Consider the following 15,967-nt stretch of genomic DNA (forward strand, 5'->3'; position numbering starts at 1 on the left):
TCGCCACTGTATGACATCATCATCTCCTAGATAAATATAGCTTGGCGCCATTATTACCGATTTTACTTGAGAAGTGGATCAATCACCACCTCCAAGCCAAGGGTGCAGCCCTCGCTGGTCGGTTCCCCGGGTGTCCCTGCATTGCGTTATGACTTGTTTCATTCATTAATTGGGGTTCGTCGGCTGGATTTCAAGCGCGTCCGCGGGTTCTTTGCGGATGGAAAAGCGTCCGATGCGGCTGTTTCGCGACGGTGATAAGTCTTTTTCACTCCCCGACACACCTGTAAAAATGAAAAGCCCGCCATCAAGGGATGACGGGCAAGTCGTGATAATCACTGCGCGCCACCCAGGGCGGACCGCCCTGGGGACCGATTAAGCCACGTTTGGCTGATTCATCAGTTCGTTGAACGAGATGTCCTTTTCAGTCACCTTCGCCTTGGACAGCAGGGTTTCCACCGCTTGCTCTTCCAGAGCGACATTGCGCATGTTGTCCATCATTTCTTTGTTTTTAGCATAAAACTCGATGACTTCACGGGGATCTTCATAAGCGGAAGCCATCTCTTCAATCAGGGCTTTGACCCGCGTCTCATCGGCTTTCAGGCCGTTGGACTGAATAACCTCGCCCAACAGCAACCCGACCTGGACACGGCGTTTAGCCTGTTCTTCGAACAGTTCCCTCGGCAATTCCAACGCCTGTTTTTCGTTGCCGCCGAACCGCTGCGCGGCCTGACGGCGCAGAACATCGATTTCACTCTCGACCAGCCGCCCCGGAACAGTGATCTCATTGGCCTTGATCAACCCGTCGATCACTTGGGTCTTGATGCGATTGCGCACGGCGTTTTTCAGCTCGCGCTCCATGTTCTTGCGTACTTCGGCACGCAAGCCCTCAAGGGAACCGTCGGCCACGCCGAACCGTTTAATGAACGCCTCGGTCAGTTCCGGCAATTCGCGCTCTTCAACCTTTTTCAACGTAATGGCGAATTTTGCGCCCTTGCCTTTCAGATTTTCCGCATGGTAATCATCCGGGAACGTCACGTCGATATCGAAGCTTTCGCCGGCCTTATGACCCATGATGCCGTCCTCGAATCCAGGGATCATCCGGCCCTGTCCCATGGCAAGCACGAAATCGCTGGCTTTGCCGCCATCGAACTCCTCGCCGTCGACCGTGCCGCTAAAATCCACGGTCACGCGATCTTCGGCGCCCACGGCGCGATCAGTTTCTTTCCAGTCGGCCTGCTGCTTACGCAGCGTCTCGAGCATCTGATCCACATCGCTTTCGTTAACGGCGACCGCCGGTTTCTCGACTTCGATGGATTCCAGCCCCGTTAATTCGACTTCTGGATAGACTTCAAAATCAACATGATAGGTAAAATCTTCCCCGTGCTTATAATCGCCGGGAACATAGTCGGGGGCGCCGACCGGATTGATTTTTTCCTGGATGATGGCATCGACGAAATTACGCTGCATCAGATCGCTTAGCACGTCTTGACGTACCGAAGCGCCATAGCGTTGCGCCACTATGTTCATCGGCACTTTTCCCTTGCGGAAACCGTCAATGCGAACTTTTTTGGCGACGTTCACCAGTTCGCTTTTTACCGCTTGCTCAATGCTGTCGGCGGCAACGGTAATAGTTACGCGACGCCCCAGGCCTTCAGTGGTCTCAACAGAAACTTGCATCTTGTTACCTCAAAAAATCACAGTGCTCGGTCAACTCCAGAAGCCGTTTTCAAAGAAGCGGTCATCCAGGTCCGCTGACGTGAAAACGGCCTCTTGGCGCCCATCCCGTCAGGGTTATCTCACATACCGGGTCGGCGCCGGGCGACGCTGGTCATTTCCCGGCGCCACGCTAACGGGATCAGGTACGGATTTCCGCCCGTTATCCGCATGCATGCCGGCCGCGCCAATAACGCCTGCCGGGATAGGCTCAGAAAACCGGGGGCCCGCCCGAATAAAGAGCGGCCTCTTTCCCGTCGTCGTCAGAAGCGTCCCGAATACATTCCGGAAATATAAGACGCGGCATTATAGCGGCATAGGGTTTATGAGTCGAGAACAGCGCGTAAATTGCAACATACAGAGAGTCATAGCGCACATAAAATGAAAATGGCCCGGCGGCCGTTTCATGAAAAAAGCGACACACCCAGAGACTTCCAGTGGTGACGCGGCGGCAAGCGCATGCCCCATGGGTCGTGACGCATTTTCATTGCCGATGATAGGCCCGAGGCGCCGTCACGACGCGGTAACCGCCGTGAGGGAACGTCGCAGAAAAAAGACGGCGTGAGGGCCGGCGATCCAACCGATCATCCTTTGCGCCGCCGATGGGAAACGGGTAGGTCAGACCAAGGGCTAGGCGAGCAGCCCCGCGCCGCGGCAGGGCGGCGATGCCGGCACGGCGTTTTGCAGGCTGGCCCATTCTTTTAGCGTATAGGTGTGCAACGCCAGGGCGTGCACCGGACCGGCAAGCTCTTCGGCCAGTGTCGCGTATAAAGAACGATGGCGCGTCAGAATGCGCTCGCCGGCGAAGCAATCGCTTACCAGCACGACTTTGAAATGGCTCTCCGACCCCGCGGGAACATTATGTCGATAACTTTCGTCAGTCACCTCCAGATACACCGGATCAAACGCAGCCCTTATTTTCGCTTCAATCTGCTCGCGTAACATGGTTTTCTCCTTACCGCATAGGCCGAGCGCTATACCGACAATTAAACTTTAGCCGACTTTTTATTAACGTATAGTCATATTATCCTAAATTTTTGTCCAAAAACGCCGAAACGTTAGCGCGCGTACAGGATCGCGCCATTTCTGCCTAGGCCAAGCGGGTCCGCCGCCGTTAAACCGCCCCCCGCCGAGCGGTCCGATGGAGAAGCTGACGTTAATTAACACAATTTAGCGTGATTCTGATCTTCCCCCGGCCGGCGGCGATGCTATCATGTGGGCTATTTATCTCCCCCCCGTGCATCTTGATGATTGAGAAGACGAATATGCTGAAAAAATGGTTTTTCCCTTTACTGGCGGTGTTGGCGCTCGCCGGTTGCGCCAGTACCAGCACCACGCTTGAAGTAACCCCGAAAATCGACCTGCCGCCGCAAGATCCCACCTTAATGGGTATCACCGTGAGCATCAACGGCGCCGACCAACGTCCCGATCAGGCCCTGGCCCGGGTTAACCGCGACGGCCAGCTGGTCACCCTGACCCCCTCCCGCGACCTGCGCTTCCTGCTTCAGGAAGTGCTGGAAAAACAAATGGCCGCCCGCGGCTATATGATCGGACCCAATGGCGCGGTCGACCTACAGATCATCGTTAATAAGCTCTACGCCGATGTGACCGAGGGCAATCTGCGCTATAGCATCACCACCAACGCCGATATCTCCATCATCGCCACGGCCAAAAACGGCAACAAGCAAATCAAGCATTATCAATCGACCTATAGTGTCCAGGGGGCATTGACGGCCACTAACGCCAAAATCACCAGTGCCGTCAACAGCGTGCTGAGCGATGTCATCAGCGCGATGGCGCAAGACACCAGCATCAGCCAATTTATCAAGGAAAACGCGCATTAATCCGCCCCGCGTTCATTCCATGGTTACGCCGGAAGCCCGCCCGCCGTCGACGGGCGGGCTTTCGTTCCCCCAGTGAAAACCGCCGACTCGCCGCCTATGTCCGCACATCGCCTAAGCCCCGCCGTTTTGCTGCAACCACGTTCCCTGCTGCTGCTCTTCCTGGGATTCTCCTCGGGACTGCCGTTGGCCTTGACCTCGGGTACCCTGCAGGCCTGGATGACGGTGGCGAACGTCGATTTACAGACCATCGGTTTTTTCTCCTTGGTGGGTCAGGCTTATGTATTCAAATTCCTTTGGGCGCCGCTAATGGATCGCTATGCGCCGCCCCGGCTCGGCCGCCGACGCGGTTGGTTGGTGCTCACCCAATTGCTCATCATCGCCGGACTGGCGGCGATGGCCGGGCTGGACCCGATCGCCAACCTGGGCGCCATGGCGCTGTTGGCGGTCTGGGTAGCCTTTTGCTCCGCCTCGCAGGATATCGTGTTCGACGCCTATAAAACCGATCTGCTGCCGGCGCAAGAGCGTGGAACCGGCGCCGCCGTCTCTGTGCTGGGTTATCGCCTGGCCATGCTGGTTTCCGGCGGACTGGCGCTGTGGCTGGCCGATCGCTGGCTGGGATGGCACAACACCTATTGGCTGATGGCCGGTCTGATGCTGGTCGGCGTCGCGGCCACGCTCGCGGCGCCGGAACCGGATTATGCCATCCCCGCGCCGCGCAGCCTGGAGCAGGCCATCGTCGAACCTTTGCGGGACTTTTTCAGCCGCGACAATGCCTGGCTGATGCTGTTGCTGATTGTCACCTACAAACTCGGCGACGCTTTCGCCGGCAGCCTGAGTACCACGTTTTTGATTCGCGGCGCCGGGTTTTCCGCCGGCGAGGTCGGCGTGGTGAATAAAACCCTCGGCCTGCTGGCCACTATCGTCGGCGCGCTGGCGGGCGGCGTTTTAATGCAGCGCCTGTCGTTGTTTCGGGCCCTGTTGCTGTTCGGACTGCTGCAAACCCTTTCCAATGCCGGTTACTGGTTTCTCACGGTCACCGAACCACGCCTGGCGACCATGGCGGCGGTCATCTTTATCGAAAATTTGTGCGGCGGCCTGGGTACTGCGGCATTTGTCGCCTTGCTGATGACCTTATGCAACAAATCCTTTTCAGCCACCCAGTTCGCGCTGCTCTCCGCGCTCTCGGCTATCGGCCGGGTCTATGTGGGGCCCATAGCCGGCTGGTTTGTTGAACTGCACGGTTGGGCCTGGTTTTACGCCTTTTCCATCGTCGCCGGCTTTCCCGGCCTGATTATTTTGATGTTATGCCGGCTGACATTGAAAGACGCGCAGGAATCCGGCGTGTTCGCCCGACGGCGCCATTACCATGGCGCTTATCGTTGGGCGCTACGGTTGATGTTGTTTGGCGCGCTGCTGCTCGGCCTGGGGCTGCTCATGCTGTTATTGCGATCGCTGAGTTGGGCGGCCGCCGGCCCGATCGCCGAGTTCTGCTGGCAAAGCGGCGCATTACTGATCGCCATGGCGTTCGGGACCGGTTGCTGGCTGGATGTCCTTTCGCTGCGCCGGGCGGCGGCTTAAAGGACAGATTAAAGAAGGCCGGGCTCTCTGCTCGTTTGTCGCGGAAATGTATCAAGGAAGTATATAAAACGACCTATTTTTGTATCCGGAGTTTTTTTTTACATCACATCACCGCAGTGATAGTTTAGATACCGTATTGTTTTGGCGCGGACGTATTTGTCATTTTGTAGCTTACTTGTCGCTTGATGATGCGTGAGTGTTAATTTTTTGATAATAACGGACGGGTTTTATGCTTTATTGCGTGAGAAAAATCACCTGCGAACGCATTTCCCACTAAGCCTTTGTGCATGTTCATATTTTGTCATAATTTTCTTGAATCATGATACCGCTCGCAGTAGCCGGAAACATGTCTCTGACATAACCTTAAGCGTGTTTACAGTACTGCAACCTTCCCGTAAAATGCCCACACACAAGAAACGACATTAGAGCCCTTTTTATTGAGGTCGTTAGATGAGACGCAGGAAATACAATAAAAGTATAGGGATTCTGTCATTGATATCCGCAACCGTTTTGCTAAGCGGTTGCGATATGGCATTAATGAATCCCAAAGGACAGATCGGACTAGAGCAGCGTTCACTGATACTGACCGCCCTAGGGCTGATGTTGCTGGTGGTTGTGCCCGCCATCGTCATGGCGCTTGTTTTCGCCATTAAATACCGCGCCGGCAACACCAAGGCGACATATAGCCCCAATTGGTCCCATTCGGGTAAAGTGGAATTGGTGGTCTGGACGGTGCCTATCCTTATCATCATTTTCCTGGCGATCCTGACATGGAAATCCACCCATGCGCTGGACCCTTACAAGCCCATCGCTTCCGACGCGAAACCCATCAATATCCAAGTGGTGGCGACGGATTGGAAATGGCTGTTCATTTATCCCGAACAGGGTATCGCCACCGTTAATCAGATAGCCTTCCCGGTCAATGTACCGATCAGGTTCAGCATTACCTCCAACTCAGTGATGAACTCCTTCTTCATCCCCCGGCTCGGCGGCCAGATTTACGCCATGGCCGGCATGAACGCCACGCTTCACCTGATTGCCAATGAAGCCGGCTCCTACAAGGGCATTTCATCCAACTTCAGCGGCCGCGGCTTTTCCGGCATGAAATTCACCGCCATCGCCACGCCGGATCAACAAAGTTTCGAAGATTGGGTCCACAAAGTGAAATCCTCCCCGGAGACGCTCAATACCATGGCTGCCTATGAGCAGTTGGCCGCCCCCAGCGAGAATCATCCGGTGGAATATTTCGCCAGCGTCAAGCCGGGTTTATACAGCGCCATCATCAATAAATTCATGGGCAAAGGCATGAGCATGGACACGACCCAGCACGCGGACGCGGACATGGGCACGCCGCATGATGCCGTTTCGCAAAGGAGCGGAAATGCCCCGGATCATTCGGGCACGGACGATGCCATGAACATGCAGAAAAACGCCGGGACGGGTATGGACATGGACGGACATTCTCACACCGGAACCGAGGAATAAAACGATGTTCGGATTATTAACACTGAATTCGATTCCGTATCACGAACCCATCATCATGGTTACCGTGGCCGCCATCATCGTGATTGGGCTGGTCATCGTGGCCTTAATCACCTATTTTGGCAAATGGCAATATCTTTGGAATGAATGGTTCACCTCGGTCGATCATAAGAAAATCGGCGTGATGTACATGATTGTGGCTTTCGTGATGCTGTTGCGCGGCTTCGCCGACGCCATCATGATGCGTTCCCAGCAGGCGCTGGCCTCGGCCGGCGAGGCGGGCTTCCTTCCGCCCCATCATTATGATCAGGTCGTGACCGCCCATGGCGTGATCATGATTATCTTCATGGCTACGCCGTTCGTGGTCGGGCTGATGAATCTGGCGGTGCCGCTGCAAATCGGCGCGCGGGATGTGGCCTTCCCTTTCCTGAATTCCATCAGTTTCTGGTTTTTCGTGGTCGGGGTCATTCTCATCAATATCTCCCTGGGCGTCGGCGAATTCGCCCAGACCGGCTGGGTGGCCTATCCGCCGCTGGCCGGCAAGGAGTACAGTCCCGGCGTCGGGGTGGATTACTGGATCTGGAGCATCCAGATAGCCGGTATCGGCACCACGCTTACCGGCGTCAATTTCTTCGCCACCATTCTGCGGATGCGCGCGCCGAACATGCCGATGATGAAGATGCCGGTGTTCACCTGGACGGCGTTGTGCACCAATGTGCTTATCATCGCGGCGTTTCCCATCCTGACCGTGACCATCGCGCTGCTCACCCTGGACCGCTACCTGGGCACCCATTTCTTTACCAATGACATGGGCGGCAACATGATGATGTATGTCAACCTGTTTTGGGCCTGGGGTCATCCGGAAGTGTACATATTGGTGCTGCCGGTGTTCGGGGTTTTCTCCGAAGTGGTGGCCACTTTCTCGAAGAAGCGTCTGTTCGGCTACACTTCGCTGGTGTGGGCCACCATCGCCATCACCGTGCTGTCGTTCGGCGTTTGGCTGCACCACTTCTTCACCATGGGGTCCGGCGCCAACGTCAATTCGTTTTTCGGCATCATGACGATGATTATCGCCATTCCCACCGGGGTGAAAATCTTCAACTGGCTGTTTACCATGTACCAGGGACGCATTGTATTCAGTTCGGCCATGCTCTGGACCGTGGGCTTCATCATCACCTTCTCCATCGGCGGGATGACCGGTGTGCTGATGGCGGTGCCCGGCGCGGACTTCGTGCTGCACAATAGTCTGTTCCTCATCGCCCACTTCCATAACGTCATCATCGGCGGCGTGGTGTTCGGCTGCTTCGCCGGCATGACCTACTGGTGGCCGAAGGCCTTCGGCTATACCCTGAACGAAACCTGGGGCAAACGCGCCTTCTGGTTCTGGATTATCGGTTTTTACGTGGCGTTTATGCCGTTGTATGCGTTGGGCTTTATGGGGATGACCCGTCGCCTGAGCCAGCAAATCGATCCTGAATTCCATCCGTTGCTGGTGGTGGCCGCCGGCGGCGTGGCGCTTATCGCCCTGGGCATTCTCTGCCAGGTTATCCAAATTGTGGTCAGTGTCATCCAGCGCGACCAGAACCGCGATTTGACCGGCGACCCGTGGGGCGGCCGCACCCTGGAATGGTCCACATCCTCACCGCCGCCGTTTTACAACTTCGCCCTGGTGCCTGATGTGCATAATCATCGCGACGCCTTCTGGCAGATGAAAGAAGACGGCACGGCCTATAAGAAACCGCAGGCCTACGAACAAATCCATATGCCGAAGAATACCGGCGCCGGCGTCATTATCGCCGCTTTCAGCCTGGTGTTCGGTTTCGCCATGATTTGGCATATCTGGTGGATGGCCATTATCGGCTTTGCCGGCATGATAGTGACCTGGATTGCCCACAGCTTTAACGAAGACGTGGATTATTACGTGCCTGTCGAAGAAGTGGAACGTATCGAAAACCGGCATTTTGAACAAATCAGCGAAGCAGGCCTGAACAATGTCAACTGAGACTCTGACTAATCACGATAACGCCCATGCCGCGCATGGGCATCACGATGCGGGAGCCATAAAGGTATTTGGCTTCTGGATCTACCTGATGAGCGACTGCATTTTGTTCGCGAGCCTGTTCGCGACTTATGGCGTTTTAGTCAACAGCGTGGCCGGCGGGCCGACTGGCAAAGACATTTTCGAATTGCCCTTCGTACTGGTCGAAACCCTGTTTCTGCTTATCAGCAGCATCACCTACGGCATGGCCATCCTGGCCATGCACAAAGGGCTAAAGAATCAGGTCATCACCTGGCTGGGATTCACCTTTTTGTTCGGTCTGGGCTTTATCTGCATGGAACTTTACGAGTTCCATCATCTGATCGGCGAAGGCTTTGGCCCGGATCGCAGCGGTTTCCTTTCCGGGTTCTTCACGCTGGTGGGCACCCACGGGCTGCATGTCACTTCCGGCCTGATCTGGATTTTGGTGATGATGGCGCATGTCTGGCGCCGCGGCCTGAACGCCACCAATCAAACCCGCCTGATGTGCCTGAGCCTGTTCTGGCATTTCCTTGATGTGGTTTGGATTTGCGTATTCACCGTGGTGTATTTGATGGGGGCCTTGTGATGAGCAGTCATTCCACGACCGGGCACGGCGGCGCCAGTCATGGCAGCCTGAAAACCTACCTGACCGGTTTTATATTGTCGATCATTTTAACCGTTATCCCATTTGGTATGGTGATGTCCGGTTCGGCGGCCAAAGAAACGCTTATCGCGGTATTGGTGATTTGCGCGGTGGTGCAAATCATTGTCCATCTGATCTGTTTCCTGCATCTGGATACATCTTCGGAACAGCGATGGAACCTGGTGGCTTTTGTTTTCGCCGTCTTGATCATCTTTATTCTCGTTGCGGGCTCTCTCTGGATTATGTGGTACCTGAACCATAATCTGATGAGCCATTAATAGAGCGCGATCCCGATGATGAACAAATACCTGCAAGTCACCAAGCCAGGGATTATCTTCGGTAATCTCATTTCCGTTATCGGCGGTTTTTTATTGGCTTCCCAAGGCCGTATCGACCCGCCGCTGTTTCTTGCCACGCTGCTCGGTGTTTCCCTGGTGGTTGCTTCCGGTTGTGTTTTCAATAATTACATCGACCGGGATATCGACAGGAAAATGGAGCGGACCAAAAACCGCGTCCTGGTGAAGGGGCTTATCACGCCAAGAGTCACGTTGGCATACGCCACCGCGCTGGGCATCGCAGGCTTCATTGTGCTGTATACGGCGGCCAATCCGCTGGCCATGTGGCTGGCGGTCATGGGCTTTATCGTTTATGTGGGCGTCTACAGCCTGTATATGAAACGCAAATCGGTCTATGGCACCTTGATTGGCAGTCTTTCCGGCGCGGCGCCGCCGGTAATAGGCTATTGCGCCGTTAGCGACCGGTTCGATATGGGCGCGCTTATCCTGTTATCCATATTCAGCCTGTGGCAGATGCCCCATTCCTACGCCATCGCCATTTTCCGCTTTAAGGACTACCAGGCGGCGTCGATTCCGGTGTTGCCGGTCAAACGGGGCATATCCGTCACTAAACACCATATCACCTTCTATATTATTGGTTTTATGGTGGCCACGCTGATGCTGACGCTGGGCGGCTACGCCGGTTATAAATACCTGGTGGTCGCGGCATCCGTCAGTGTCTGGTGGTTGGGCATGGCCCTGCAAGGCTACAAATCGGCCAATGACGATCGTGTCTGGGCGCGGAAATTGTTCATTTTTTCCATCGTGGCCATTACGTCACTTAGCGTGATGATGTCGGTGGATTTCATGGTCCCGTCCCCGACCAGCTTATTATCCTATGTCCGCTAAATGGCGATCTCACCGGCAAAGTGAACGCTTTGCCGGTTATTTTCGCTGCGTTTCCCCCTCAGACGTTTTTTATACCGATTCCCCCCCATTTATCTCGCCGCTTTCCCGCCGCGCTGTTTTCCGTTTACCTCACCTGCCCTGTCAGTATTAGCCGTTTACCGCGGGTAACAGGCGCCGCATTGGTAACATCTGTTAAAAGTCCATCCATTTCCCCCACTTAAGAATGACGGTAAAATAAGCCACTCAAGTATTATGAGGTAACGATGAACGATAACAAAATGACCGGTACCGAGCTCTGCGCGACATGGGGCTTGGGTGCGGTATTTTCCTTGCGGATGTTGGGCATGTTTATGGTCCTGCCGGTGCTCACCACCTACGGCATGGCTCTGCAAGGCGCCAGTGAAGCGCTGATCGGACTCGCCATCGGCATCTATGGGCTGGCGCAGGCGGTATTCCAACTGCCATTCGGTCTGGTATCCGATCGGATCGGCCGTAAACCGCTTATCGTGGGCGGTTTACTGATTTTCACGCTCGGCAGCGTGATCGCCGCCATGACGAATTCGATTTGGGGGGTCATATTAGGACGGGCCCTGCAAGGTTCGGGCGCCATCGCCGCCGCGGTCATGGCGCTGTTATCGGATTTGACCCGGGAACAGAACCGTACCAAGGCCATGGCGTTTATCGGCGTCAGTTTTGGCATCACTTTTGCGGTCGCCATGGTAGCCGGTCCCATCATTACCCATGTACTCGGCTTACATGCCTTGTTCTGGTGTATTGCCGCTCTGGCGCTGTTGGGCGTTGTGCTGACGCTGGCGGTGGTACCCAGCGCCAAAAACCATGTACTTAATCGCGAATCCGGCATCGTCAAAGGCAGTTTCTCCAAAGTGCTGGCCAATGCCCAATTGCTGAAACTGAATTTCGGTATTTTCTGCCTGCATACCCTCTTGATGTCCAGCTTTGTCGCTTTGCCGCCGATGATGATAAAAGCCGGATTGCCGGCCGCCGATCATTGGAAAGTCTATTTGACGACCATGCTTATTTCGTTTGCGGCGGTAGTGCCTTTTATCATTTATGCCGAAGTGAAAAGGCGCATGAAAAGGGTATTTATGGGCTGTATCACGGTTCTGGCGTTGGCCGAAGCGCTGTTATGGCTGGCTGGACATCGGCTCTGGATCATTTTTGTCGGCGTACAGTTATTTTTCCTGGCATTTAACATTATGGAAGCGATTTTGCCTTCGCTTATCAGCAAAGAATCGCCGGCCGGTTACAAAGGTACCGCCATGGGTATCTATTCCACCTGTCAATTCCTCGGCGTCGCGCTTGGCGGTAGCCTGGGCGGCTGGCTGTTCCAGTCTTCCGGCGCCAGCCTGGTATTTCTGTGCGGGGTGGCCGTCGCCCTGGTTTGGTGGGGAGTCAGTATCCGTCTTCAAGAACCCCCCTATGTCAGTAGCCTGCGCCTGACTCTGTCCGCCTTGGCGGCGAAAGACGGTGGTCTGGAACAAAAGCTGAAATCACAACCCGGGGTAACCGAAGTGGTTGTGGTGCCGGAGGAACGCAGCGCCTATGTCAAAGTGGACACCAAACGTACCAACCGACTGGAACTGGAGCGTTTGGTGGACGCGGTCTAGCAGGATAATCTAAGCTGGGTGGACAGCCGTGGAGTATAGCGAGGGCAGCCGATACTGTTTCAGCGCCCCCGTAAAAAGATTTTTCGCCGCCAAGGGGATGCCTTCGATTTCTTCTAAAATCACCCCTATCCGTATCTTGGGATGTAAAAATTCTGAAATGCCAGTCGCGATACTGATGCCTTTGACCCGGAAAAAACTGGCCGGCGGATAAAGATATTCCACTTCATGAATGACCGTACTGGCAGCCATCGGCAACAATGGCGTGCATTTTTGCGCATTGTCAAAGCGATAAAGAATGACCGCCGCCATGGCATTGGCCTGCCAGGGACCGTCTTCGGCGGCCTGTTCCACAAACAAACGCGCAAATTGACTGTCGGCCGATACACTCATAAATTGCGGATAATTGGTGACGATATCGCCCACAGCGATCCGATTGCGCCAAGGGATGGCATCGTAGTCGAGGTATTCGGCCACGCGCAGATAACTGCCGCCTTGCCGGGGAATATTTTTGGAAAGGAAACTGATTAACCCAGTGAATACTTGTTGTTCTTCATAATTGAACGGTATCCCGTTGCGCAGTTTTTCATTGATTTCCACATTGATCGGCGCTTGGAATTGTTTGGTGAGGTTGGGCGTGCCATCGCTATAGCTTTTCCCATCGCTTTCAATAAGCGTCCAGGTGCGCACCGCCCGCTTTTCCTGAGGGCTTAATAGGGCAATAGCCCTTTCATATTCCGTCGCGTCAATACTTTCCTGCCACAGGGGGACGCCGAGCTCGGGGAACAGGATCGCCTCGCTTTCCGTTATGCCGTGAGTCCGAATGTGAAATTGTACCGGTTTGTATTTTTCCCGCTCGTACATTCTTCGCCAGAATTGATCATAACTGTCAGCCTGGTCGGCCGGACTGTTTTCGTGATGTACGGCGTTGGTCGCGGGATCATGTTGATACAACTGAACGTCCATGTAGGTTTCCCTACCCTCGGCAGCGGCGATGACACCGTTTGTCTGCCAGCGACGACCGCTGGTCACCGCCCCCAGGCCGCCTAATCCCTGGTCTAGCAGATTGCGCAGTCTTAGCGCCATGCGGGTTGGAATACGCTGTAAAATCCGATCAGCGCTCAAGGTGTACTTCAAGCCAAAGGGATCGCCGCTCTCGGGATCCACTCTGACGTAGATATCCTTGCCCCGGAATCTATCGCCGGACAGACGAACCACCGGCACTTTTCGGCCCAAAACAGGATGATGGGCCATGCAGAAAATATGTGTCGTCGATAATGCTTGGGATACCGCCAGCTTTTGTCTCAGCATTAGAGCGATTTTATTTAAGATGGGTAAATCATTACCGACTTTAAGCGCCGCTTCACTGGTCTGTTTCAATGTGGAATAACCGATTCGGCCGGTAAGCTCAATGCCCGGATCAAACAAGCGGAGAAAATCCACTCCAAGTTGCGCCATAAATTGCCGATTAAGTTCCTGTGAAGCGGGTATAAAGGCATGCTCCGCCAACCGTAATATGCCGATTTTCGCATGCGTCTTTAAAAAGTGTCTGATAGACGTGCCTGCCAGTAATGGCCGCAATGCGATCCGCGCGCCGAAACCCACGTTAAACGCCATGCGCCCGGCAAGTTTGGCGCCATGACCCATTATCGGGATCAACGCCAATGCATCGGCGCTACAAGCCATCACCGCGGCTTGTTGATTTTTCTTGATGACCTGGCTGATACAATCATGCAAAGGAATCAATGATAACAGGAAATCCTTGATCTGTTCCTGGAGCGTGGCATCGTAACCGGATTCATTCAGTCTGGTCAGCAAACGTTGCCGGTGTACCGCGCCAATGCGTTCGGCAAAAAAATCGATATCGTCATGGGGGGCTTTGAGTATTTTACTGTTCTCAGCGACAATGGCACAGTGAATATCGGCATCATGCTTCAGTTTGAGCGACGCGGTTCTGGTCAGATCCCACAACGAGGATATGTTCTGTTCAATTCGACGAAATTGATAGGCGTCGTCGTGGCCCACCAAGGCATAAATTGCATCCCGGTACGCGCTTTCAACGATAAATAAATCCGTGTTTTCAGCCATCATCAGCGCGTTGTAATGCGGCCGTCCCATATATCCCCACACTGTTTGCGGTTTTAAACGGTGAGAAAAAGTCACTTTGGCCTTGGTAATTTTAGCTTCCTGTAAAAACACCCGTTCATCAGTCAGCAAATAACTGAACGCTAATAGAATCCGCCGTTTATCAAATAACAGGAAAGCATCGGCAATCTCAGCGTTTTGCTGATGGAAAAGAAGATTAAGATCCGGCAAGGAGGCGTTAACGCCAGAGCGGATACCCACAAAATCAGAACAACGGCTGTTAGCGTGATTGTCTTTATATCTTTCAATCGTACCGGCTAAAGGGATAGATTCCGTCGCGCAATCCAGCCGGATAACTTCCTCTGCCAGCTTAGTTCTGTTAAGGTAATTACTCATTACCTCAAAGAAATAGGTCTCGGGATTTCGCTGACTCTCCAACTTATCACAGGCAGTGTAGTAATTTATAAGGATTGAACGGTTTATCTCACGGTTGCCGAATAATTCTTCATATTTCACTTTTTGACCTGTCGAATCATGAGACAAAACATAATAAAGCAAAGCTGGCAAAATAACGCTTTTGATATGCGCGTATTTCATCAAACCTGACCGCAAGGCGGTTTCCAGCATCATCCCTAAAGCCGAAAGCTCGTCATGGGATAATACCTGCCAATCCAGGTCGGCATTAATAGCGAATGACAATCCAATATGGAGATAGCCCCACTCCAATGTTCCCACCAGCGGCGTTTGCGATAGAGGGTGCATTTGGAGGGTCGGGATGGCCGGTAAGATAATGTTTTCGAAGATATAGGATTTCGCCAAGGCGGTCAGTTCGCCTTTTGGCCTGCTATCGCTGGTGTCATGATAATCTTGTTCCTTGAGTGACTGATGGAGCCTGGGCATGGTAATGGCGTTTCTTTTGCCATCGCCATGCTGCAATTGCCTGAACGCATCGACGATAAAATAATCGACACCTCGGTGAAACAACAACGATGACATCCACGACCGCAACGTTTTCTTCTGCACGTCGAGGGTGAGCGTTTCCCCATCATTCGCCCCGAATAGGCCCGATGATTGCGTCAACACGCCAACCACTCGCTCCAATCCCTGCGGGTCACCTTTCATGTACGCCACGGCGGCGTTGATAACATGGTAATCGAGACTGGCCTGCCTTTTCGTCAATAGGCCTTTGCCGATAAGAAATTCCTCGATATTACCGCGACTCACTTTGTCGGATGGCAGATAGGCATGACTGTACCTAATCGGGCTTTCCTCGGGGGAATATAATCCCACAAGACGCGATAACGTGCCGTTTACCGCGGAAGGCGCGTTGCGCGGGGGTATTATCGGCGCTTCATGTGTTAGCGGCTGGCTAAAAACAGACCGGAGCTTCCTGTCTAGTGGCACGCCGGAGTCATAGGCGGCCATGACGTCGAAAGGTTTCGTCACTGCGCTGTAGCGGCCGCTTCCCCGCGCCGGCCCGACACCGGCGGCATAGAGCCAGCAAAGCGCTACATGCTTGATCGAGCGAATATTTTTTATAGCCGGTTCAAACCACTGCGGATTTTGTCTTGCCCTAACCCTCTTCAGTGTATCGAACAGATTTCGGGCCGCTCGCCGGTCGCTTTCGTTTTGGCAAAACGAGATTAACTCATCGTCAATGGACACTCTTTTTGACATATACTGTTTTATGAACAACCTCTATTCTCCTCAAAGCCGACACACTCGTCTGCAAGATTCTTGGTTGATAGGACCTCGGCGAGAGACGGGACGTTTCTCTCGGTCCCCAGGAGCAT

Annotated in this window: 11 protein-coding genes; 8 read left to right on the forward strand and 3 right to left on the reverse strand. The window is 53.9% G+C overall.

All coding sequences use genetic code 11. The features are described from left to right. Nucleotides 1-372: 372 nt before the first annotated feature. Entirely contained in the window at nucleotides 373-1,677 is a 1,305-nt protein-coding gene (gene tig, locus FCN80_RS10590) for a trigger factor (protein WP_136990128.1), read from the reverse strand. Nucleotides 1,678-2,343: 666 nt separating this feature from the next. Beyond that, nucleotides 2,344-2,658 (reverse strand): transcriptional regulator BolA, encoded by a 315-nt coding sequence (gene bolA, locus FCN80_RS10595; protein ID WP_136990129.1) that lies wholly within the window; start codon nucleotides 2,656-2,658, stop codon nucleotides 2,344-2,346. 320 nt (nucleotides 2,659-2,978) lie between these two features. Here bolA and FCN80_RS10600 point away from each other — a divergent pair, with 320 nt between their 5' ends. From FCN80_RS10600 to FCN80_RS10635, 8 genes are all read left to right on the forward strand, one after another. Beyond that, complete coding sequence (locus tag FCN80_RS10600) at nucleotides 2,979-3,557, forward strand: lipoprotein (protein ID WP_136990130.1); 579 nt, start codon at nucleotides 2,979-2,981, stop codon at nucleotides 3,555-3,557. Between the two features lie 96 nt (nucleotides 3,558-3,653). Beyond that, a complete protein-coding gene (gene ampG / locus FCN80_RS10605) occupies nucleotides 3,654-5,135 on the forward strand; it encodes a muropeptide MFS transporter AmpG (RefSeq protein ID WP_136990131.1) in 1,482 nt (493 codons plus the stop codon). A gap of 450 nt (nucleotides 5,136-5,585) precedes the next feature. Continuing rightward, complete coding sequence (gene cyoA, locus FCN80_RS10610) at nucleotides 5,586-6,620, forward strand: cytochrome o ubiquinol oxidase subunit II (RefSeq protein ID WP_136990132.1); 1,035 nt, start codon at nucleotides 5,586-5,588, stop codon at nucleotides 6,618-6,620. A 4-nt stretch (nucleotides 6,621-6,624) separates the two neighbouring features. Continuing rightward, nucleotides 6,625-8,619 (forward strand): cytochrome o ubiquinol oxidase subunit I, encoded by a 1,995-nt coding sequence (gene cyoB / locus FCN80_RS10615; protein ID WP_136990133.1) that lies wholly within the window; start codon nucleotides 6,625-6,627, stop codon nucleotides 8,617-8,619. Further along, nucleotides 8,609-9,223, forward strand: a complete 615-nt coding sequence (locus FCN80_RS10620; protein ID WP_136990134.1) for a cytochrome o ubiquinol oxidase subunit III — start codon at nucleotides 8,609-8,611, stop codon at nucleotides 9,221-9,223. Before cyoB ends, FCN80_RS10620 begins: the two co-directional genes overlap by 11 nt. Beyond that, nucleotides 9,223-9,558, forward strand: coding sequence for a cytochrome o ubiquinol oxidase subunit IV (locus FCN80_RS10625; protein ID WP_136990135.1), 336 nt, complete (start codon nucleotides 9,223-9,225; stop codon nucleotides 9,556-9,558). The genes FCN80_RS10620 and FCN80_RS10625 overlap by 1 nt, the downstream gene beginning before the upstream one ends. A gap of 15 nt (nucleotides 9,559-9,573) precedes the next feature. After that, complete coding sequence (cyoE, locus tag FCN80_RS10630) at nucleotides 9,574-10,464, forward strand: heme o synthase (protein ID WP_136990136.1); 891 nt, start codon at nucleotides 9,574-9,576, stop codon at nucleotides 10,462-10,464. 263 nt (nucleotides 10,465-10,727) lie between these two features. Beyond that, on the forward strand, nucleotides 10,728-12,092 hold the full coding sequence (locus tag FCN80_RS10635; RefSeq protein WP_136990137.1) for an MFS transporter: 1,365 nt from the start codon (nucleotides 10,728-10,730) through the stop codon (nucleotides 12,090-12,092). 9 nt (nucleotides 12,093-12,101) lie between these two features. On the opposite strand, the gene FCN80_RS10640 is transcribed toward FCN80_RS10635, so the two are convergent. After that, the gene (locus tag FCN80_RS10640) at nucleotides 12,102-15,851 is read right to left on the reverse strand and encodes a hypothetical protein (RefSeq protein ID WP_136990138.1); all 3,750 of its coding nucleotides are present in this window, start codon (nucleotides 15,849-15,851) and stop codon (nucleotides 12,102-12,104) included. Nucleotides 15,852-15,967: the final 116 nt, after the last annotated feature.

This window comes from Martelella alba, assembly GCF_005217455.1.
GTDB lineage: Bacteria > Pseudomonadota > Gammaproteobacteria > Enterobacterales > Enterobacteriaceae > Acerihabitans.